The organism is Spectribacter acetivorans (assembly GCF_031846305.1).
Taxonomy (GTDB): domain Bacteria; phylum Pseudomonadota; class Gammaproteobacteria; order Nevskiales; family Salinisphaeraceae; genus Spectribacter; species Spectribacter acetivorans.
Genome location: NZ_JAVRHY010000005.1, coordinates 67,609 through 88,009, shown reverse-complemented (window position 1 = coordinate 88,009; position 20,401 = coordinate 67,609). Strand labels below are relative to the sequence as shown.

The following is a 20,401-nucleotide window of genomic DNA, read 5'->3' as shown; positions in this document are numbered from 1 at the left end:
CTCGACCCCCGCCTTACTGAAGCAGCGAGAGCACGTTCTGCGGTGCCGAGTTGGCCTGGGCCAGCATCGCGGTACCCGCCTGCTGCAGGATCTGTGCCCGGGTCAGGGCGGCTGTCTCCTTGGCGAAGTCCGTGTCCTGAATACGGCTGCGGGCCGCCGAGAGGTTCTCCGACGAGGTCTGCAGGCTGGAGACCACCGACTCGAAGCGGTTCTGGATGGCACCCAGCGAAGCGCGGGCCGAGTTCACGGCCTGCAGGGCCGCGTCCATAGACTGCATGGCGGTGTCGGCACCACCGACGCTGGAGATATCCAGACTCGCGAAACCGGTCGAGGTTGCGGCAGTCGTGGTGGCCGCGGTCAGACCGGTGGTGGCCGTCGTGGAGGTGGCACCGGCATGGTTGATGACGATGTCATCGGTCGACACCAGGGTCACCGTGGTGGCGGTGTCATTGACCGCGTAGACGCCGGTCTGGTCGGACACCGAGTTGACGGCATCGCGGATGGAGCCGGCGCGCTCCGTGGCGCTGGAATCGGCGGCAATACCGCCGACGCTTACGCCGTTGATTTCCAAATCACCCGCGGTGATGGCGCTGAAATCCGTGGCGGCGGCGCCGGTGACTTCGGCGCGGTCATAGCTACCCAGCGCGGTGGCGTTGGCGTTGACAACCGAACTGATCGAGATGGTCTCGCCGGAATTGGCGCCGACCTGGAACTCCTGGTTGGCGAAGGAGCCGTCCAGCAGCTTGACGCCGTTGAAACTAGTCTGGGAGGCAACGCGGTTGATTTCGGCAACCAGTTCCTGGGCTTCCGTATTCAAAGCCGCCCGGTCGCTGGCGCTGTTGGTGGCGTTGCGGGACTGCACCGCCAGCTCACGCACGCGCTGCAGGTTGTTGGAAATTTCCACCAGGGCACCCTCGGCGGTCTGCGCCAGGGAAATGCCGTCGTTGGCGTTACGTGCGGCCTGGTCCAGGCCGCGGATCTGGGTGGTGAAACGCTCCGAAATCGCCAGACCAGCGGCGTCGTCCTTGGCACTGTTGATGCGCAGACCCGACGACAACCGCTCGAGCGACGTGGCCAGATCCGAACCGGTGTTCGACAGGTTCCGCTGGGCGTTGAGCGACATCAGATTGGTGTTGATAACTTGCATGACAGGTTCTCCGTTGAATGCGTCTGACGTCGGCTAGTAGTGTCCCGGCGTCCTCGTTCAGGCGGCGGCTGGTACTTCGGTTGAGGTACTCAGGTCGCCTTGCGAAGGGCATAACGGACGGACGCGCAGCATTTTTAGGACTTACCGCAGGAAATTGAACAGGGACAGACCCTGCACCCGTACGAAAGCATTTTGCGCGGCCTGCAGTGCCGTACTCTGGATGCTCAGGCGGGTGGCGGCTTCGGCGATGTCTACATCACGCAGGTCTGACAACGATGCCTCGAGTTCCAGCGCCATGCCCTCGCGTGCCGCGTCGCTACGATCCAGCGCCTGCAGGCGGACTCCGACGCCGGTACGCAGGTTCTGTATGTGATTCAGTGCGCCATCAAGGTCGGAAAGCGACCCGACCATGGCCGTACGGCGCGCCGCATCGGGTGTGCCGCTGGACAGGGCCTCCGCCAGATCACCGGCCATCGAGAACAGACTGGCGGATCGGCTGGCGGTGAGGTTGAACGCATCACCGTCATCGGGGCTGCCATTGAACGTCAGGCTTAGCCCACGGAAGGAAATGGGTTGATCTGCGGTATAGGTGCCGGAAGCGATCGTCGCACCGGCACTGTCGGTGACGGTGTAACCGCCGCCGCTAAAGCCGATGGTGTAGTCACCTCCGTCGTAGGCTGCCGCGTCCGCCACCTGGGCGTTGCGCAGATAGCCACCACCAGTATTGGCGGTCTGCACGGCCACGCTGAATGTGCCGTTGCCGGCGGGCACGCGCAGAAAGACGTCACTACCGGTGTCGCCGTCGGCAACGGCACGGGCGGCATCGATCGGCACCTGTCGGGCCAGATCATCTCCGAAGTAGGTCACCCCGCCGCCGGGCGTCTTCGCGAACGGCGCGGCCGCATCCGCGCTGCCGGCAAACAGATAGCGGCCGCGCCCGTCGGCGCTGTTGGCCAGCCCCAGCAACTGATCCTGCAGCGAGCGGACTTCCGCCGCCACCGCCGCGCGATCGTCATCAGCCAGCGTATCGTTGCTGCCACGCACAGCCAGTTCGCGCAGTCGCTGCAGCACGTCGGCGACATCGTTGAGCGCCGACTCCTCCATCTGCAGGCGCTGCCGGGCCAGGTTCGCGTTCTCCGCAAACTGGGACATTCCGGCCAGCGTGGTGTCCAGGCGGGTCGCCCCGGCCACCGCCGCCGGGTCATCGGCCGCGCTGAGATGACGCTGACCGGAGCCCACCTGCAATTGCGTGCGGGCCGTCTCGGTCTGCAGCCTCAGCATCTGGTTCAGGGCCTGCTGAAACTGGCCCATGGTGGATACACGCATGCGTTATCTCCCCACCGCGGCCAGCAGTGTCTGAAAGGTTTCATCGGCCACGGCAATGATGCGGGCGGCGGCCTGATAGGCCTGCTGAAAACGCAGCAGATCCGCGGCCTCCTCGTCCAGGTTCACGCCCGAGACGGCTTCCCGCTCGGCCACGTTCTGCTGGTTGACGGCCGCAGCCGCCTCGGTTTGACGACCGAGCTGGCGGGCCCGATTGCCGGCGGCACCGATCATCTCGGCATTCTCCGCGGACAGGGTCCGGGTGCCACCGGCCAGCAATGGCGCGTTGCCGACCGCGGCCAGGGCCAGCGCGTTGCGGTTGTCGCCACTGTTGGCCCCGGTCGGACCCACGTTGAATACGTCACCGGCTTCGGGCGCGCCATCGAGCATCACCTGCCAGCCGTTGGCCGTGATGCCGGTGGCTGCGTCATACGTGAAGGGCCCGGCGCCACCCACGGTGTACTCGGTGTCGCTGGTGAAGTTGATCGTGGCCGGGGCATCCAGCGCCGCATCCGCCGCGTCCAGCACGCTGATGCTGCCGGTGGCGCTCCCGGGATTCCCCGTGTCGGCGGCCACGCGCAGGCGACCGGCGGCGGCAATGCCGGTGGTATCGGTCAGCGCCACGCCCATGTCGGCGGCCGCATCCTGGGTCGGACGGATCAGAAATCGGTCGCCCGCCGCCGGACTGCCGGAAATCGTCAGACTCAGACCGTCCCCAACCAGCGGATCGGCGGATGTGCCGGTGCCGGCAACCGCGACGCCGGCCCCGGTGACCGCATCCGCAAGCTGCCAGGCGCTGCCATCGAAGGACAGGACATAGCCACGGCCGGTCAGATCACCCACGTCGGCGTAGGCTACGGCCACATCGGCGCTGCCGCCGTTGTCGGCGTGGCCGCGCACGTCCACGACCGGCACGGTGAAGATGTTGCCGCCGGGCTGGCCGGCCGCATCCACCCCACCGGCGTTGGCCGCATTGATCGACAGGGAAACCGCCGCTGCAAGACGGCCCAGGCGGCCCGCCTCGGCATCGAGCGTGGTGCGACTACCTAGCAGCCCCGCAACCCGTCCACCACTGATCTGATCGCCCACGGGCAGCGCCTGACCACCGGCATCGAAAACGAGCCGTGAACGCTCTGCCTGGTAGGGGTCGGCCTGCAACGCCAGCCGGTTGGCCTCTGCCCCCAGCACCAACGGCTGGCCACCGGCGATGAACACATTACGACTGCCGTCGTCGGCATCCACAGTCCGCACGTCGACTAGACCGGCCAGTTCATTGATCAGACGGTCGCGCTGATCGAGCAGATCATTGGGCGGCTGCCCACCGCTGCTGCCGCGGGCGCGCACGATGCTGTCGTTGATATCGGCGATGTCGCGGGCGAGCTGATTGATGTCGGCAACCGCCTGGGCGAGCCCGGCTTCCACCTCCTCGCCAAGCCGGGTCAGTTCCCCCCCGGCCCGGTTGAAGCCGGCAGCCAGCGACTCGGCGTAGCCCAGAACCTCGCTGCGTACCGCGCCGGACGCGGGATCGCTGGCCAGCTGCGACAGACTGTTGAAGAAGGCATCCAGGTCGCTGGCCAACCCGATCCCGCTGTCCGAATGCAGTTGATCGATGCGCCGCGCGCTGGTTTCCAGCGTTTCCAGCCGCCCCAGAGTGGCGGCGTCGAAGGTCAGACGCTGATTTATCGCTTCGCTGAGCAGCCGCTCCACCCCGGTGGTGCGGACCCCGCTGCCGACCCCGGTACCCGCGGGCACCTGGGAGACGAAACCGGTCTGCTGGCGGGTGTAGCCGGGCGTCGCCGCATTGCTGATGTTGTGGCCGGTCGTGTCCAGCGCCCGCTTGTAGGCGTTGAGCGCCGATGTGCCGATACCGAGAAGGTCAGGCATGAGTGTTCATCCTTGTCATAACGCAGCGGCACCATCGCCAGCACGCGCCATTGCCTGCTGGAACCGGTCGCTGTGCAGAATCCGCCGCACCTTGTCGGCATAGGCCGGATCCGTGGCATATCCGGCAGACTGGAGGCGCGACAGAAAGACGTCGGCATCGCCGCCATGGTCAAGTGCCGCGCCATAGCGCGGGTTTCGATTGAGAAACTCGACATAGTCGGCAAAACTCTCGCCGGCATGGTCATAGGCGCGGAACGCGGCCTCGATGGTGACCATGCGCCCGTCCCGGAATTCACGGGTCACGTGCGCACGACTGCCGCCCTGCCAGGCGGCATCCGCCTTGATCCCGAACAGGTTGTGACCGCCGGTGGGCGCATTGCCCCATCCGCTTTCCAGGGCCGCCTGGGCAAGCAGGACGTCCGGGGACAATCCCAGTTCGGCCGCAGCGCGGCGGGCGTGCGGCAGCATTTGGGAAACAAAGGCTTCCGGCCCATCGGGGAACGCGGCGTCGGCCGGCCGGGCCGACATCGCCCCGCCAATCGCGGCGGTGCCGTCGAAACGGGGCAGCGCCCCGCTCGGCCCGCGCGGTGACGCGGGGGGCAACGGATGATCGCCACCCAGTTGGCGCAGCATCATGTCGGCGATACCCAGCCCCTTGGCGCCGCCGACCTCGGCGGCGAACGTCTGGTCCAGCATGTCGCGATAGACCCCACCGCTATCACCCATCAGGTCGTTGCCGAATTCCGTGGCCCGCATGCTCTTGAGCATCATCTGCATGAACAGACTCTCGAACTCGCGCGCCGCTTTCGCCAAAGCCTCACGCTGGGCTGCCGCGCCCGAATCCGGACGCGGCGCCACTGCAAGCGCATTCAGGCCATGGGTGACCATGGTCAGATCACGACCAGCTCGGCCCGGAGCGCGCCGACCTGCTTCAGGGCTTCGAGAATCGCGATCAGATCACTGGGGGCGGCACCAACGCGGTTGACCGCGCGCACGATGTCTTCAAGCGTGGCGCCGGGCTCGAACAGAAACATGTTGGAGCCTTCCTGGGCGATCTCGATCCGGGAATCGGGTACGACGACGGTCTGGCCATCCGAAAACGGCGCCGGCTGGCTGACACCGAAATCTTCCTGGATGGTGACCGACAGCGAGCCGTGCGTGACGGCCGCCGGCGACACCTGCACATGCTGCCCGATCACGATAGTGCCGGTACGGGCGTTGACCACTACACGCGCCGCGCGCTCACCCGGATCGATGCGCATGTTCTCCAGCTCGGCCATGAACGCCACCCGCCGGCCGGGCTCGCCGGGCGCGCGCACCGCCACGGTCACGGCGTCGAGTGCCCGCGCAACGTCGGCACCCAGCGCTGCATTGATGGACTGGACCAGTCGATTGGCGGTGGTGAAATCCGCGGTGTGCAGGTCCAGGCGGATATCCCCGCCCTCGCTCATGGTGTTCGGCAGGGCCCGCTCCACCGTGGCACCCCCGGGAATCCGGCCGGCGCTCGGGATGTTCACCGACACGCTGCTGCCGTCGTTGCCGCTGGCGCCCACGCCGCCAACCACCATGTTGCCCTGGGCCATGGCGTAGACCTGCCCATCGGCGCCGCGCAGCGGGGTCATCAGCAGGCTCCCGCCACGCAGGCTGTCGGCATTGCCGATGGAACTCACGGTGATATCGATCTTCTGACCCGGCTTGGCGAAGGGGGGCAGATCCGCGTGAATGGCCACGGCCGCGATGTTGCGCAGCTGCGGGTTGACGTTGGGGGGGATCACCACGCCCAGCTGACTGAGCATCGCACGCAGGCTCTGCAGGGTGAACGGTGCCTGGGTGGTCTGATCACCGGTCCCGTCCAGCCCCACCACGAGGCCATAGCCGATCAACGGATTGCTGCGAACACCCTCGACGCTGGCGAGATCCTTGATGCGTTCGGCACCCGTGGCCGGCTGAACGACCAGCACCAGGAAGGCGGCATACAGAACCAGGACGGGAATACGTATCGTCATGCCGGCCATCCTCTAGAAGGGAAACCAGGGCGAATTGAATACCCGCAGCAGCCAGCCCTGACTGTTGCTGTCGGCGAGCGCACCCTTGCCGCTGTAGCTGATCTGCGCCTGCGCCACGCGCGCCGAGGGCACGGTGTTGTCCGGCAGAACATCATCGGGCCGGATCACGCCGGCCAGCCGGATGTACTCGCGACCCTGATTAATGGTCAGCCATTTCTCACCGGCGATGACCAGATTGCCGTTTCCCAGCACCTCGGTGACGGTCACGGTGATGCGGCCATCCAGCTGATTGCTCTGGCTGCTGGCGCCGCTGCCGTCAAAGCTGCGGCTGCCGTCCACCGACGCGTTGAGCAGCGGGCGCCCGTCGTCCATCACCTCGCGCCCGAAAAGCGTGGGATTGGCCAGGCTGATGCCGCCTTCCTTCGAGGTGGTGGTGGCGGCAGCCTTCTGCGCGCTGGTCTTTTCGGCCAGCAACACGGTCACGGTGTCGCCCACCTGGCGGGCCCGGCGATCCTGGAACAGCGACAGACCCTGACCCGGCTGGTAGATCGCGCCCGGCGTGCTGGCGGCCGCCGGCGGTGGCGCAATCACGCCCGGTGGTTTTTCCGGGGGCGCGGTCGCGCAACCGGCCATCACGGCAACCAGGCCGATCAGTACGAGACCACGGCGATTGATCCGGCTGATCACAGGTTGTTGCTCAGATAGGCGAGCATGTCATCGACGGTGGAAATCGCCCGGGAGTTCATTTCGTAGGCCCGCTGGGTCTCGATCATGTTGACCAGCTCTTCCACCACATTGACGTTGGAGGACTCCAGCGCACCCTGGTTGAGCGAACCCAGGCCGTTGAGCCCCGGGGTACCGGGCGTGGCGGGACCGCTGGCACCGGTCTCGATCAGCAGATTCTGCCCTCGCGCCTGCAACCCGGCCGGGTTGACGAAATCCACCAGCTGCAGCGCGCCGATCTGCTGCGCTGCCGCCTGACCGGGCAGCTGTACGCTGACCGTGCCGTCCTGACCGATGGAGATGCTCTGCGCGCCCTGCGGCACGGTGATACCCGGCTCCAGGGCCAGACCCGCGGCCGTGACCAGCTGTCCTTGGGAATCGACACGGAAGCTGCCGTCCCGGGTGAAGGCGGTGGTGCCGTCAGCCTGTAGCACCTGGAAGAAGCCGCGCCCGTCGATCGCGACGTCGAGCGGATTCTCGGTCTGGACCACGTTGCCCTGGGCGTAGAGCTTTTCGGTGGCAAGCACCCGCACGCCGGTACCCAGCGACAGGCCGGTGGGGTCCTCGCTGTTCTGCGTGACCTGGGCACCCGCCTGACGGATGTTCTGGTAGAGCAGATCCTCGAAGGCGGCGCGGCCTTTCTTGAACGCCGTGGTATTGACGTTGGCCAGATTGTTGGAAATGACGGTCATGCGCGTCTGCTGCGCATCGAGGCCGGTCTTGGCGACCCAGAGGGATGAATCCATGGCTTGCGACTCCTTGCGAGGCGTCAGGTCTGGCGGAGCAGGCGGGCGCCGGCTTCCGCGTTGTTTTCCAGGGTGCGCATCATCCGCACCTGCATCTCGAACTTGCGCGACTGCTCGATCATGCTCACCAGTGCTTCGGTAGCATTCACGTTGCTCTGCTCCAACGCACCGGGGATCACGCTGTCGCCGGCCATGGGCAGAGCCGCCTCCCCTTCGCGCAGACGGAACAGACCATCAGCACCGCGCATCAGGGTTTCCGGTCCGGCCTCGATCACCTGCAGCCTGGCCACCGCCGCCCGCGTATCCGGGCCGGCGCCGGTGGGCACGATCGACACGGTGCCGTCGTCCCCGATCGCCAGGTCGTCGTGAGGCGGGACGGCAACCGGCCCGCCATCGCCGAGAACCGGGTGACCGGCGGCCGTGGCCAGTTGCCCGAGGGCGTTGACCTGCAGATTGCCGGCCCGGGTGTAACCGACGGTGCCGTCGTCCGCCTGTACCGCCAGCCAGCCATCACCGCGCAGGGCAATATCCAGCGCCCGGCCCGTGTTCACGACACCGCCTGACCGGGCGTCGAAGCCGCCGGCGCTGCCCGCGGCATTCACCCGGGTGGCCCAGCCGGCGCCGGCGACAGGGGCACTGCCGGCCGCCGCCAGTTCCGCACGGAAGCCTGCGGTAGACACGTTGGCGAGATTGTTGGTGGTCACGCCCAGGGCCTGCCGCGTCTGGCTGGCCCCGGTCATGGCAATGAAGAGCGCGCGGTCCATCAGCGGAGATTGATGATGGTCTGGGTAATGGTGTCGGCCGTGGAGATCATCTGCGAGTTCGCCTGGAAGTTGCGCTGAGCCGTGATCATGTCGACCAGTTGCTCGGTCAGGTCGACGTTGGAACCTTCCAGCGCACCCGACTGGATGAGGCCGAGATCGGAACTCCCGGCGCTGCCACGCAGGGGCTCACCGGCGGCAAACGTCGAGCCCCAGGTGCTGTCACCCAGTTGTTCAAGACCCTGCGGATTGGCGAAGCGGGTCAGGGCCACCTGACCGAGTGCGTTGGACTGCCCGTTGGAATAACGCGCCTGGACGATGCCTTCCTGGGTCACTTCGATGCCGGTGATACGGCCAGTCGCGAAGCCATCCTGGGTGAGGCTGGCCACGCTGAAGGATTCCCCGTACTGCGTGGAGGCCCCCATTTCCAGGGTGATATCAAGCGGTGCTGCGCCATTGGCCAGGACATAGGTTGGAAGCACGATTTCACCGTTGGCCGGCGTGGTCAGTGCACCGCTGCTGTCGTAGGTAATGGTGTTGGCGCCGCCGACCAGAGTGCCGTCAATGGCGGTGTGCACGTCCCAGGTGTTGGGCGTCGCCCCCTTGACGAAGTAGAGGGTGGCGGCATGGGACGCACCGAGGGAGTCGTACACGGTCGCGGAGGTCGTGTGATTGAAGGTCTCCGGATCGGTTGCGTCAAACGCCAGTGCCGGGGCAGTCGCCGATGCCGGCAGATTGGCCTCCACGTCCAGGCCGGTGGTCGCCGCCGGCGCGTTGTCGGCGGAGGACAGGCGCAATGAGGTCAGCGAGCCGGTATCGAAACGTCCGCCGGCCAGCGCCGGGAACACTTGCAGGGACTGCCCCAGGCTGTTCACCACCTCACCATCGCGGTTGACCTTGAACGCCCCGGCCCGGCTGTAGACCTGGCTGCCGTTATCGTCGAGCGTGAAGAAGCCGTCACCGCTGATCGCCAGATCCAGCGCGTTTTCGGTGAATTCAATGTTGCCCTGGCCGAACTGTTGCGCCACATCGGATACCCGCACGCCGCTGCCGATACGCGACGTCCCGAGACTCTGGGCGCTGTTGGCGAAGACATCCGCGAACTCCGCGCGCGAAGCCTTGAAACCGGTGGTGCCGACGTTGGCGATGTTGTTGGCGATGACGTTCAGATCGGACGACGCCGCATTGAGGCCGCTGAGGGCGATTCGGAAACTCATGACGTGCTCCTCGTGATTGTTAGAGAATGCGGCGGACGTCGCCCAGTGCGACGTTGCCGAGGGTGAGGGTATGAAGGTTCAGGTCGGGACCGGACAGGTCCACGCTGTCGACCCGGCCGACGGCCAGTACCGGCAGAGCCTGCTCGGATTCACCGTCCCGGACAGACGCCCGGACGCTGTAACTGCCGGCCGGCAATGCGCCACCGGCATTGTCGAGACCATCCCATTGGAACGAGACCAGGCCCGCGGCACGGGTGCCGAGATCGAGGGTGCGCATGGTCTGGCCCGCGGCGTCGACAATATCGATGCGCACGGCGCCGGCCGCCGACAAGTCCAGGGCGCCGGCAGCACCACCACCGTCATGGACAAGCGTATCGCTTGCCACCAGCACATCGCGGCCGATCAGACTGGCTGCCGTCAGCGCCTTGTCCGCCGACAGCGATTCGGTCAGCCGGTCGAGACCCGTCTTGAGTTCGGACACGCCGGTGGCGGTACTGAACTGGGCCAGCTGGGCGAGGAAATCGCCGTTTTCCATCGGCTTGAGCGGATCCTGATTCTTCATCTGGGCCAGCATCAGTTCGAGGAACTGATCCTGACCGATGTCCTTCTTGTTCCCGACGGCACCGGTCGAAGCCGAGCCGAGACCGAGAGACTGCAATGCGCTGACGTCCATGTCGGGCTCCCTTCTACTTGCCGAGTTCGAGCGTGCGCAGCATCAGATCCTTGGTCGTGCTGAGCACTTCCACGCTGTTCTGGTAGCTGCGTGAGGCCGAGATCATGTCCACCATCTGTTCGACCACGTCGACGTTGGGGGCATACACATAGCCTTCGGCATCCGCGGCCGGGTGGCCGGGCTGATACCGGCGCTGCGGCTCGGCGGTGCTTTCCACCACCCCCGCGATACTCACGCCGGCATTACCCGAGGCATCGGGGCGAGACGCATGGAAGACCGGGTGCAGGGCACGATAAGTGGTGGCCGGGTCGCCGGTTACCGCGTCGGCGTTGGCCATGTTGCTGGCGACGGTGTTGAGCCGCACCGACTGGGCGGCCATGGCCGAACCGGCAATATCGAAAATTCCGAAGCCCGCCATGATTATCGACCTCCGGTAATGGCCAGCATCAGCGACTGAATACGCCCATTGGCGAAATCCAGGCTGGCGCGATAACGGGTCGCGGCTTCCGCAAAGCGGGCCTGTTCCTGGGAGGCGTCAACGGTATTGCCGTCAGCGCTGGGTTGCAGGGGCTGGCGATAGACAACACCCGCCGCCGCGGCCCCCGTGCCACTGAGGTGGCTGCCCGCGCTTCGGGCCATGGTCAGGCCGCCATGGGAGACGCCGGCCAGCACCTGGCGAAAGTCGATATCCCGCGCCTTGTAATTGGGGGTGTCCGCATTGGCCAGATTCGCGGCCAGCACGGACAGCCGGTCACGGTTGACGCGCAACGCATCCGCATGGATGCCGTAGATGGCGTCGCTGGCAGCTCCTATCGGTTGAGTCATCGCTCACAGGTCCCTGAATCGGTCACGGGAACCCTGGAGCAAGCCGCGTGCCACGGGTAAAGACACGGCACCGCAAAACGGTCCTAGAAACCCGCGGGCGGGGCAGGGTACGCCCGTGGCCGGGTTACCACTGGGAGCCAGGGGATTCTCGAAATTAAGCGATCTCGTTCAACGAGTTAAGTCGTTCCAGTATGCCCTGCGCGAGCTCATCGGAACTGAATTTCGGCACGAACTTGTCGGCTCCGACACGGGCCACCATCGCGTTGTTGAACACACCGGACAGCGACGTATGCAGTAGAACGTAAAGGCCAGCAAAGCGCGGATCGCGACGAATTTCCGTCGTTAACGTATAGCCATCCATGTCGGGCATCTCCACGTCGGAGATCACCATCAACAGTTCGCTGTCGATCGACTGCCCCCCGGCGACCATGCTTTCCAGCATCTGCAGTGCCTCGCGACCGCTGGTGACCAGAATCGCCTCCAGCCCCAGCTGCTGCAGGGTCCCGGCGATCTGCGTGCGCGCCACCCGCGAGTCGTCGGCGACGAGAACCCGTCGCGTTCCCCGCGTGGGCTTCTCCGCCGCCCGCGAAATCAGCTCGGCGGAGACCGTGGCCGGCGGCGACGAGAACTCCGCGAGCACCCGTTCGACGTCGATGATCTCGATGATGTCATCGCCGATGCGGGTCACTGCCGTCAGATAGCTGGCGGGATCATCCTCGCGCGGCGCCCGAACGTGGGCGACGTCCACGTTAACGATCCGCTCCACCCGCTCCACCTGAAACCCCTGCACGCAGCGGTTGAACTCGGAGATCACCAGATGCCCGGCCGGGGCACGCGCGGGGGCCGGCAGTCCGATGGCGGCGGCGAGGTCCAGAACGCTCACCAGCCGACCGCGGGTGGAGGCAAGCCCACGAAATACAGCCGGCGCGCCGGGCATCCGCCGAATCGGCGGCATCGGCACGATTTCCTGCACCTTGAAGACATTGATGCCGTAGAGAACCTCGGTGCCCAGCCGGAACAGCAGCAGTGCCAGCCGGTTGTAGCCCGCCAGCCGCGTGCGCTGATCGACCTGTGACAGCAGTTGTGAATCCATGGATGCCTCCTTGCGGCAGGTAACGGCCGCCCGGCAGCGGATTTGAGTCGCGCCGTGGCACGTCGATTGCTTTACATCAGGCATGACCATCCGTCCCCACATTCATGTCGGGCTGACCATCAGCCTTGTGCTGCTGTCCAGCGCGTCGATGGCCGCACAATGGCACGACGTCGCCGACATCCGCGCGGCCGCCGAACGGACGCTGGGCGGTAACGGTGTGCATGCCGAAGCCTCCAGCCTGGATCAGCGTCTGCGGCTGGCGGTCTGTACCGAACCGCTGGTCGCCGATCCCGGCCGCGCGGCGCCGGGGGCGACCCGGGTGACCGTGCGCGTGGCCTGCCCGGCGCCCAACTGGTCCCTTTATGTTCCGGTGCGCCTGTCGCGACAGCAGTCGGTGGTAGTGCTGACGCGGGCGGTGAATCGCGGTCACGTGATCACGGCCGCGGATGTTGAAGTGATCACGCGGCAGGCCAGGTCCGGTTATCCGGTGCTGCGTGACGCGGCCCACGCGGTGGGTCAGCGACTTCGCCGCCCGGCGGCCGCGGGCACTGAACTGACGCCATCCTGGCTGGAAACGCCCGCCGTGATTCGACGCGGCCAGCGGGTAATTCTGGTCGCCCGATCCGGCGGACTGGAGATCAGGACCAACGGTGAAGCCATGAGTGACGGCGGTACCGGTCAGCAGATCCAGGTCCGCAATCTTTCCAGCGGCCGGATGGTCAGCGCACGCGTGCGCAACGGCGACATCGTGGATGTTGCGTTCTGAATCCAGGGCCGAGGATCTTTTTCCACCCGACCGCTAAAAATTTGACGCTGGCGACCGATACCCGTCACAAGCAAGCAGGCATGGAGACAACTTTGAGTCATCGAATCGACAATCCCGGATCCACCCCCGGCGTCACCGGCAACCGCCTCCGTACCAACCAGGCGTCGGCCGAAGCCAGCGGCAGCAACCGGCCGGACAGTGTGCCCGCGACCGATTCGGTCCGGCTCACGCGCGACGCACAGCAACTGCAGTCGCTGGCCGACAACCTGAAAACGGGAGACGACGTGGACACCGCCAAGGTCGCGCGGCTGCGCGAAGCCGTTCTCAGCGGCGACTATTCGATCAATCCTGCGCGGATTGCGGATCGTCTGCTCGCATTCGAGACCACCATCAACCGCGCATGAGCCATTCCAGCCTTCATCGACGGCAACTGGCCGAGGTGCTGGCACTGACCCGCCACTGCCATCGGCAGCTGCGGGCCCAGCAACAGGCCCTGCAGATACGCGACTACAGTGGCTTGATGGAAAGCAGTCGGGAACTCGAACGGATCAGCACTCGTCTGGGCCGCGAGTACGAGACCTTTCTCGCCGGCACTGGTCACCGCGATCTGGCCGCCCTGATGGCAACCGCCGCGTCCGGCATCAGCCAGGCAGCCCTGCACCGACTTCAGCGCGCGGCAGCCCGTTGTGCGGACCTCAATCTGGCCAACGCGGCCCTGGTCAGCACACGCGCCGGCCGGTTATCACGCCTGACCCGCGAGTTGCACCAGGCCGACGGCGGCGGCCTGTATACCGGCGGCGGCCGCCCCGGCGCCGACGCGGTCATGGCCTGTCGCAGTCTGGGGCAGGCCTGAATGTCGATCAGGGCGTAGCGGCACTACCCCTGGCACGGCGCACTTTCCGGTGCCATGCAATCAGGGCCGGCATCCCGACAATCTCGACGGCTATCGCCAGCACCACAAACCCGATGCTGAAAACCGTGTCGGGAAAGCCCTGATCGACCAGCGCCAGAATCCGGCCGACGCCGCCGAGAAAGACCACCGCCAGCACGCCGTCGAGCACCGGGCCGTATCGTTCCAGCCGGAACACGCACAGGCACAGCAGCAACCCCAGTCCCAGCCAGATGGCGGCCAGAAACCGGAACTGGCTGTTGAGCACCGCGTCGTTGGCGGCCTCGGCCGACAACTGCACACCCAGCGCGGCCTGACCCGGCACGCCCAGAATCATGTCGGCAGTGCCGGTAACGATCGCCAGTGCGGCCAGCAGCAGCACCACGGTCTTGAATGCTTTCATCGATGATCTCCCTGCCCGGCGTGACGGACACTGTTTGTCGATTGCTTGCGCCCGCCCCGAAACCACACTGTACCGCGTCACCCGCGGGACAGTCGCCGACGCAGGGCCCACAGCGATAGCGGCGCGAACACCGCCGTGATCGCCAGGGACCAGGCCAGCACACCCAGTGCCGGCATCAGCACGTCGCCGTCGCCGAGCAGGCCACGCACGGCGTCCGCCAGCAACGACACCGGGTTGACGTGCACCACCGTCTGCAGCCAGGCGGGCATGGTTTCGACCGGCACGAAGGCATTGCTGACGAAGGTCACCGGAAACAGCGCGGTGAAGCCGAATAGCTGAACGTGTTCCGGGTCACGGGCGATCACCCCCACCAGCACCATCAGCCAGGACATGGCCAGGGCAAAGGTGAGCACCAGTGCGATCGCGCCCAGGACAGCGACCGGCGACGTAATCACCCGAAACCCCAGCAGATACCCCACCGCCAGCAACAGCAGGATGCACCAGCCCTGCTTGACCAGGTCGGCGATGATGCGGCCGGCCAGCGGGGTCCAGGGGCCGATGGGCAGCGACCGCAAGCGGTCGAAGAAGCCCTTGGTGAGATCGGTGTTGAGCCCGTGGCCGACGTATACCGTGACGAAGGTCATGTTCATCACGATCACGCCGGGCAGCATGTAGGCGAGATAGTCCGCCGTGGTGCCGGCGATCGCACCACCGAACACGAACAGGAACAGCAGCAGGAACAGCACCGGCTGGATGCTGAAATCCGCCAGTTCCCAGGGGTTGTGGCGAATCTGCAGCAGGGTGCGCCAGGCCAGGGTGGCGGTCTGCTGGGCAGCGGCGGCCAGCCGCGGACGCCGAGTCACGGGATCGACGCTCATGCCGGGGGCTCGTCGTCGGGCACGGCATGACGGCCGGTCAGCGCGAGGAATACGTCATCCAGGCTGGGCTGACGCAGGGCCAGGTCGGTGACCGGGATGGCCGCCGCGTCCAGCCGGCGGACCAGTTCGACCATCACGCCGGGATCGGCGACCGGCGCGGTCAACCGCTCGCCGTCCGCCTGCGGCTCGGCACCGACCAGTTCGGCCACGATGGGTCGCAGCCGGTCGATATCGGCGGGATTGCGCACCCGGACCACCAGTGCCCGGTCGCCGACCCGGGCCTTGAGCGCCGCAGGCGTGCCCGTGGCGATCACCTGACCGGCATCGATCACCGCCAGGTCATCCGCCAGCTGGTCGGCCTCGTCGAGATACTGGGTGGTCAGCAGGACCGTCGTGCCCTCGGCCACCAGCTGCCGGATCAGCGCCCAGAGTTGCAGGCGGGCGCGGGGGTCCAGTCCGGTGGTGGGCTCGTCCAGGAACAGGATCGCCGGGCGCCCCACCAGACTGGCGGCCAGGTCCAGCCGGCGGCGCATGCCGCCGGAATAGGTCTGGGCGGCGCGATGGGCGGCTTCGGTCAGCGCGAACTGCCCCAGCAGTTCGCCGGCGCGCTGGCGTGACGCGGTACGCGACAGCCCCAGCAAGCGGCCGATCAGGATCAGGTTCTCGCGGCCGGTGAGTTTGTCGTCCACCGCGGCGTACTGGCCGGTCAGCCCGATGCGGCGCCGCACCTCGGCCGCCTGACCGACCACGTCGAACCCGTCGACACGGGCCTCGCCGGCATCCGGCGCCAGCAGCGTGGTGAGAATGCGCACGGCGGTGGTCTTGCCCGCCCCGTTGGGGCCCAGCACGCCCAGCACCGTACCGGGCGGCGCGGTCAGGTCGACGCCGTCCAGCGCCCGCGTGGCGCCGAAATTCTTGACCAGGCCGCGGGCCTGAATGGCGGGTGTCATGGCAGCCTGGCGGATTCGATGGGGCGGGCGGCAGGGGCGTCATCGTCCACCGAACCGGGCATTCTGTCCACCGCAAGCCATGCCGACCGGGCCACGGTTGTCGTGGTGGCGACCCGCAGGCACCATCGGTGACCGACCCACTCCGGCGGTTGCTGCCAACCGGGAGCTTTCGTGAAGTCCTGCCTGACCGGCCTCGCCTGCCTGATACTGCTGCTGCATGCCGAACCGGCACCGGCCCAGAAGCAGGGCGATATCGTCGTGCTCACCGGCCTGGCCCATATCCGGCCGGACGAATCCAGCAGCACCGTGCGCACCCGGGTGCGGCCCGGGCTGGCCACCCTGCTGACCGGCGACAGTTTCGACTCTCCCGGCACCAGCTTGTCGGTGAGCAACTCCAGCACTCTCGCGATGGTGGCGAAGCTGTTTCTGACCGATCATCTGGCGGTAGCCGTGGACGGCGGCATACCAGTGAAATTCGACATCAGCGGCCGCGGGATGGTGGCACCACCCGGCCTGACCGGCGAACTGCTGAGCGTCGACCTGGGCGACCCCGACAACAATCCGATTGGCGAAGCCCGCCAGTGGAGCCCGGTGTTCATGCTGCAGTACAACTTCGGTGAACCGGATGCCACGTTCCGCCCGTACATCGGGCTGGGTGCGACCTATACCTTCTTCACCGACGTGGGCCTCAGCGATGGTGTGCGCTCGGACATTCGCGACAACTTCGGCACGCCGCTGGCCCTGGCCGCGGGCAAGCCCGGCCCCACGTCGGTATCGCCGGAGGCGACCTCCGATTTCGCCCCCGTCTACAGCCTGGGCGGCAGCTACAAGCTGGGCGATCGCTGGAGCCTGTCGATGGCCGCGACCCACCTGGGCCTGGAATCCGACTCCATCATTCGCGTGAGGGCCGATGACGGCACGGAGCTGGCCGAAAGCCGCAGCGAGCTCGATCTCGGCACCTTCGTGTTCAGCCTGCTGGTCGGTTACAACTTCCAGTGAACGGCCGGCCCCGCCAACCCATCCGGGTGGGGTCGGCACCCATCATTACCGCTAGGTTGATGGAAATATCCGGGGTACGCGCCAACGTGGCGCGTCCCGGGACCATTGTGGTCATAACGATCCAGAGAGGAGATTCATCATGGCAACCCCTGCCGCACAAAGTCATCAGACGCTGCCGTTCGACGACCGCAACATAAACTGGTTGCCACTGGGCGACATCGAGCCGCTGCTCGAGGGCGTCGACGCCTGGTTCTACGATGTCGACGAAAAGCAGGGCGCCGTCGACGCACTCCTGCGCTTCCCGGCCCATGCCCGCATCGTGCTGCACCGCCACCTGGCCCCCTACCGGACGCTGGTACTGCAGGGCGAACTGCGGCTGTACGACGGTGACGACAACCTCACCGAAATCCGCCCGGTGGGCAGCTACGTCTACAGCGACGGCAATGGCGAACCGCACAGCGAAGGCGGCGGCGATCAGGACGTCATCGTGTTCTTCAGCAACCGCAACATCCGAGCCGACGGGGCGGTATACGAGTTGCTGGATGCCGATCTGAACACCATCAAGTACCTGAGCATGGCCGACTTCAAGGCGATTCAGGCGATGCAGACATCCGGCGGCTGAGCCGCTGATCCGCCCGCCGCGGATAGCCGGAACGCGGATTGATGATCGACGCGAGCGGCGACGAATCGCCCGTTGACGCCGTTGTGGTCGGTGCCGGCTTCGCCGGCCTGTACATGGTGCATCGCCTGCGCGACCACCTGGGCCTGTCGGTGCGCGGCATCGAGGCCGCCGAGGGGGTGGGCGGCACCTGGTACTGGAATCGCTACCCCGGCGCGCGCTGCGATATCGAAAGCCAGCTTTACTGCTATTCGTTCTCCCGCGAGCTCGAGCAGGAATGGGACTGGTCCGAGCGCTTCCCGGCCCAGCCGGAGGTGTTGCGATACCTCAACCACGTTGCCGAGCGTTTCGACCTCAAGCGAAGTTTCACCTTTGGCACCCGCGTGGTCGGGGCCGACCTCGATGAAACCAGCGATACCTGGCTGGTGCGCACCGACCGCGGAGAACGGTTACGGGCGCGCTTCCTCGTCGCCGCCACCGGCAACCTGTCGGCCGGACGGGTTCCGGATTTCCCCGGCCGCGAAAACTTCCGCGGTCACACCTACTTCACGGGCGACTGGCCGCATCAACCGGTGGATTTTTCCGGCCGACGCGTGGCATTGATCGGCACCGGCTCCACCGGGGTACAACTGGTGCCCCATGTTGCACGACAGGCCGCCGCCCTGACCGTGTTCCAGCGGACCCCGGCCTACGCCTGCCCGCTGGGCAACCGGCCGATCGATGCCGGAACCATGGCACGCATCAAGGCCGACTACCCGGCCATCCGTCAGCGCGAATGGGACTTCCCCGGCGGGGTGATCTTCGACGACGTGCGGCCATCGGCGCTGGCTGAATCCGCCGAGGAACGGCAACGTTTCTACGAGCAGAAGTGGCAGGCCGGCGGCATGAACCTGTGGCTGGGCAGCTACGAGGACATTCTCCTCGACGAACGGGCCAATGAAACGGTGGCCGGATTCGTCCGGGACAAGATCCGGAGCCGGGTGGACGACCCGGATACCGCCGAAAAGCTCACCCCCCGGGGCTACCCCTTCGGCGCCAAGCGCCAGACGCTGGAGGATGGCTACTACGAGGCCTTCAACCAGCCCCATGTCGAACTGGTGGATGTGAAAGCCACGCCGATCGAGTGCATTACGCCCGACGGCATCCGCACCGCGGACCGGCACCACCCGGTGGACGACATCATCTTCGCCACCGGCTTCGATGCCTTTACCGGCGCCCTCTACCGGATGAACATACGCGGCCGGGGCGGGCGCCTGCTGTCCGACCACTGGGCCGCCGGTCCCCGACCCTATCTGGGCCTGAACACCAGCGGCTTTCCCAACCTGTTTTTCATCACCGGGCCGTTGAGTCCGTCGGTGCTGTTCAACATGCCGCGCGCGATCGAGCAGCACTGCGACTGGATCGCGGACTGCATCGCCTGGTTGCAGGCGCACGACTACCAGGCGATCGAGGCAGAACCCGACGCCGAAGCGGACTGGGTCGACCACGTGCGCGAAGTCGCCGACGCCACCCTGCTACCACAAGCGGATTCCTGGTATCTGGGCGCCAACGTCCCGGGCAAGCCGCGCGTGTTCATGGTGTATCTGGGCGGCTGCGCCAATTACAAGCGAATCTGCGACGACGTTGCCGCCGACCATTATCGGGGGTTACGGCTCATATCGGCGGCGGCAACCGTTGGCGGCGATTAAGCCTTCTCTTCGGGGTCGGAAAGCAGCGGCATGTGCTCCTGCTGCCGGGTCCACTTGCCGGCGGGCCGGTCCCGGTACTGGAAATATTCATTGGTGAAATTGCCCTGATCACAGACCCAGCGGAAGGGCGCCGCGGGCAGTTCCCCGGGTTCAAACAGGGTCGCCATCATGCCCGGACCGGTCAGGTCGTAGACCGAGGCGATGCTGCCCGCGTCAACGTTGGCGACGATGCGCTGAATCATGCGCGCCAGGGTCGGATTGTCCGGGCAACTGGCCATCCAGTAGTTGGTGACACGACCGGCACGAGAAAGGACAAAGAATTCCCGCGAATCACGCGGCACCACCCAGCCAAGCGGCCAGACTGAATGCGCATCGATATCCATGTAGACCCCGCCGAACTTCTGCAGGATCAGCACGCGCCAGAAATCCGCGCGCGCCGCGCCGATCCGCAACCGTTTATAGCTGGCGACAATCTCGGCGGGAAAATTCGCAGCCACGAAATCGGCTGCCGCCTCGTCGGTCATCAGGCGGTAGGCGTGGCAGGGCGACATCAACCGATTGCACAGGTAATTCAGATAAACCGGCAACGTCACGCGATCGGTGAAATTGGTCTGCCACAGCACCCGCGGAACCCGTGCACGGGCGCGCGCCGGCAGCAGAGGCCCGGACGACGCGGGAAGGGTGAATCGCTTGCCGGGAAACACGGCATGGAACCCGTAGCCCAGCAGCTTCAGCGCATTGCCCAGCACCTTGATCAGCCGGTAGGCCACCAAACGCCAGAGATGCGTTCCGAACACGTTGAATTCACCTC

General features: G+C 66.3%; 23 protein-coding genes. 6 read left to right on the top strand and 17 right to left on the bottom strand.

Annotation, left to right across the window (positions count from 1 at the left end; all coding sequences use genetic code 11):
• Positions 1-13: 13 nt before the first annotated feature.
• From RM531_RS07090 to RM531_RS07030, 13 genes are all read right to left on the bottom strand, one after another.
• On the bottom strand, positions 14-1,147 hold the full coding sequence (locus RM531_RS07090) for a flagellin (RefSeq protein ID WP_311658323.1): 1,134 nt from the start codon (positions 1,145-1,147) through the stop codon (positions 14-16).
• 141 nt (positions 1,148-1,288) lie between these two features.
• Entirely contained in the window at positions 1,289-2,473 is a 1,185-nt protein-coding gene (flgL, locus tag RM531_RS07085; RefSeq protein WP_311658322.1) for a flagellar hook-associated protein FlgL, read from the bottom strand.
• 3 nt (positions 2,474-2,476) lie between these two features.
• On the bottom strand, positions 2,477-4,354 hold the full coding sequence (flgK, locus tag RM531_RS07080) for a flagellar hook-associated protein FlgK (RefSeq protein ID WP_311658321.1): 1,878 nt from the start codon (positions 4,352-4,354) through the stop codon (positions 2,477-2,479).
• 15 nt (positions 4,355-4,369) lie between these two features.
• Positions 4,370-5,242 (bottom strand): flagellar assembly peptidoglycan hydrolase FlgJ, encoded by an 873-nt coding sequence (gene flgJ, locus RM531_RS07075; protein ID WP_311658319.1) that lies wholly within the window; start codon positions 5,240-5,242, stop codon positions 4,370-4,372.
• A gap of 2 nt (positions 5,243-5,244) precedes the next feature.
• The gene (locus RM531_RS07070) at positions 5,245-6,360 is read right to left on the bottom strand and encodes a flagellar basal body P-ring protein FlgI (RefSeq protein ID WP_311658318.1); all 1,116 of its coding nucleotides are present in this window, start codon (positions 6,358-6,360) and stop codon (positions 5,245-5,247) included.
• A 12-nt stretch (positions 6,361-6,372) separates the two neighbouring features.
• Entirely contained in the window at positions 6,373-7,044 is a 672-nt protein-coding gene (gene flgH / locus RM531_RS07065; RefSeq protein ID WP_349255416.1) for a flagellar basal body L-ring protein FlgH, read from the bottom strand.
• Positions 7,044-7,829 carry a flagellar basal-body rod protein FlgG gene (flgG, locus tag RM531_RS07060; RefSeq protein WP_311658314.1) on the bottom strand — a complete coding sequence of 262 codons (786 nt, stop codon included), beginning with the start codon at positions 7,827-7,829 and terminating at the stop codon, positions 7,044-7,046. Before flgG ends, flgH begins: the two co-directional genes overlap by 1 nt.
• Before the next feature lie 23 nt (positions 7,830-7,852).
• Positions 7,853-8,593, bottom strand: coding sequence for a flagellar basal body rod protein FlgF (locus RM531_RS07055; protein WP_311658313.1), 741 nt, complete (start codon positions 8,591-8,593; stop codon positions 7,853-7,855).
• On the bottom strand, positions 8,593-9,807 hold the full coding sequence (flgE, locus tag RM531_RS07050) for a flagellar hook protein FlgE (RefSeq protein ID WP_311658312.1): 1,215 nt from the start codon (positions 9,805-9,807) through the stop codon (positions 8,593-8,595). Before flgE ends, RM531_RS07055 begins: the two co-directional genes overlap by 1 nt.
• A 19-nt stretch (positions 9,808-9,826) precedes the next feature.
• Positions 9,827-10,480, bottom strand: a complete 654-nt coding sequence (locus RM531_RS07045; RefSeq protein ID WP_311658310.1) for a flagellar hook assembly protein FlgD — start codon at positions 10,478-10,480, stop codon at positions 9,827-9,829.
• A gap of 13 nt (positions 10,481-10,493) precedes the next feature.
• A complete protein-coding gene (flgC, locus tag RM531_RS07040) occupies positions 10,494-10,898 on the bottom strand; it encodes a flagellar basal body rod protein FlgC (protein WP_311651104.1) in 405 nt (134 codons plus the stop codon).
• A 2-nt stretch (positions 10,899-10,900) separates the two neighbouring features.
• Entirely contained in the window at positions 10,901-11,305 is a 405-nt protein-coding gene (gene flgB / locus RM531_RS07035) for a flagellar basal body rod protein FlgB (protein ID WP_311658308.1), read from the bottom strand.
• 154 nt (positions 11,306-11,459) lie between these two features.
• Positions 11,460-12,398, bottom strand: a complete 939-nt coding sequence (locus RM531_RS07030; RefSeq protein WP_311658307.1) for a chemotaxis protein — start codon at positions 12,396-12,398, stop codon at positions 11,460-11,462.
• A gap of 82 nt (positions 12,399-12,480) precedes the next feature.
• Here RM531_RS07030 and flgA point away from each other — a divergent pair, with 82 nt between their 5' ends.
• Genes flgA through RM531_RS07015 form a run of 3 tightly spaced genes read left to right on the top strand, consistent with a single transcriptional unit; the run spans position 12,481 to position 14,017 of the window.
• A complete protein-coding gene (flgA, locus tag RM531_RS07025) occupies positions 12,481-13,164 on the top strand; it encodes a flagellar basal body P-ring formation chaperone FlgA (RefSeq protein ID WP_311658305.1) in 684 nt (227 codons plus the stop codon).
• Positions 13,165-13,205: 41 nt separating this feature from the next.
• Entirely contained in the window at positions 13,206-13,568 is a 363-nt protein-coding gene (gene flgM / locus RM531_RS07020) for a flagellar biosynthesis anti-sigma factor FlgM (RefSeq protein ID WP_311658303.1), read from the top strand.
• Positions 13,565-14,017, top strand: coding sequence for a hypothetical protein (locus RM531_RS07015; protein WP_311658302.1), 453 nt, complete (start codon positions 13,565-13,567; stop codon positions 14,015-14,017). The genes flgM and RM531_RS07015 overlap by 4 nt, the downstream gene beginning before the upstream one ends.
• A 7-nt stretch (positions 14,018-14,024) precedes the next feature.
• Here the strand turns inward: RM531_RS07015 and RM531_RS07010 are convergent, their stop codons facing one another.
• From RM531_RS07010 to RM531_RS07000, 3 genes are all read right to left on the bottom strand, one after another.
• Positions 14,025-14,456 (bottom strand): DUF4345 domain-containing protein, encoded by a 432-nt coding sequence (locus RM531_RS07010; RefSeq protein WP_311658301.1) that lies wholly within the window; start codon positions 14,454-14,456, stop codon positions 14,025-14,027.
• A gap of 77 nt (positions 14,457-14,533) precedes the next feature.
• A complete protein-coding gene (locus RM531_RS07005; RefSeq protein ID WP_311658299.1) occupies positions 14,534-15,334 on the bottom strand; it encodes an ABC transporter permease in 801 nt (266 codons plus the stop codon).
• Positions 15,331-16,284 carry an ATP-binding cassette domain-containing protein gene (locus RM531_RS07000; protein WP_311658297.1) on the bottom strand — a complete coding sequence of 318 codons (954 nt, stop codon included), beginning with the start codon at positions 16,282-16,284 and terminating at the stop codon, positions 15,331-15,333. The genes RM531_RS07005 and RM531_RS07000 overlap by 4 nt, the downstream gene beginning before the upstream one ends.
• A gap of 171 nt (positions 16,285-16,455) precedes the next feature.
• Here RM531_RS07000 and RM531_RS06995 point away from each other — a divergent pair, with 171 nt between their 5' ends.
• The 3 genes from RM531_RS06995 to RM531_RS06985 all read left to right on the top strand — a co-directional run bounded on the left by RM531_RS06995 (position 16,456) and on the right by RM531_RS06985 (position 19,590).
• Positions 16,456-17,283 carry an OmpW/AlkL family protein gene (locus RM531_RS06995; RefSeq protein WP_311658296.1) on the top strand — a complete coding sequence of 276 codons (828 nt, stop codon included), beginning with the start codon at positions 16,456-16,458 and terminating at the stop codon, positions 17,281-17,283.
• A 139-nt stretch (positions 17,284-17,422) separates the two neighbouring features.
• The gene (locus RM531_RS06990; RefSeq protein WP_311658294.1) at positions 17,423-17,905 is read left to right on the top strand and encodes a cupin domain-containing protein; all 483 of its coding nucleotides are present in this window, start codon (positions 17,423-17,425) and stop codon (positions 17,903-17,905) included.
• 41 nt (positions 17,906-17,946) lie between these two features.
• The gene (locus RM531_RS06985) at positions 17,947-19,590 is read left to right on the top strand and encodes a flavin-containing monooxygenase (RefSeq protein WP_311658292.1); all 1,644 of its coding nucleotides are present in this window, start codon (positions 17,947-17,949) and stop codon (positions 19,588-19,590) included.
• Here RM531_RS06985 and RM531_RS06980 read toward each other — a convergent pair.
• A complete protein-coding gene (locus tag RM531_RS06980; RefSeq protein ID WP_311658291.1) occupies positions 19,587-20,387 on the bottom strand; it encodes a glycosyltransferase family 32 protein in 801 nt (266 codons plus the stop codon). The genes RM531_RS06985 and RM531_RS06980 overlap by 4 nt on opposite strands.
• Between the last annotated feature and the right edge of the window lie 14 nt (positions 20,388-20,401).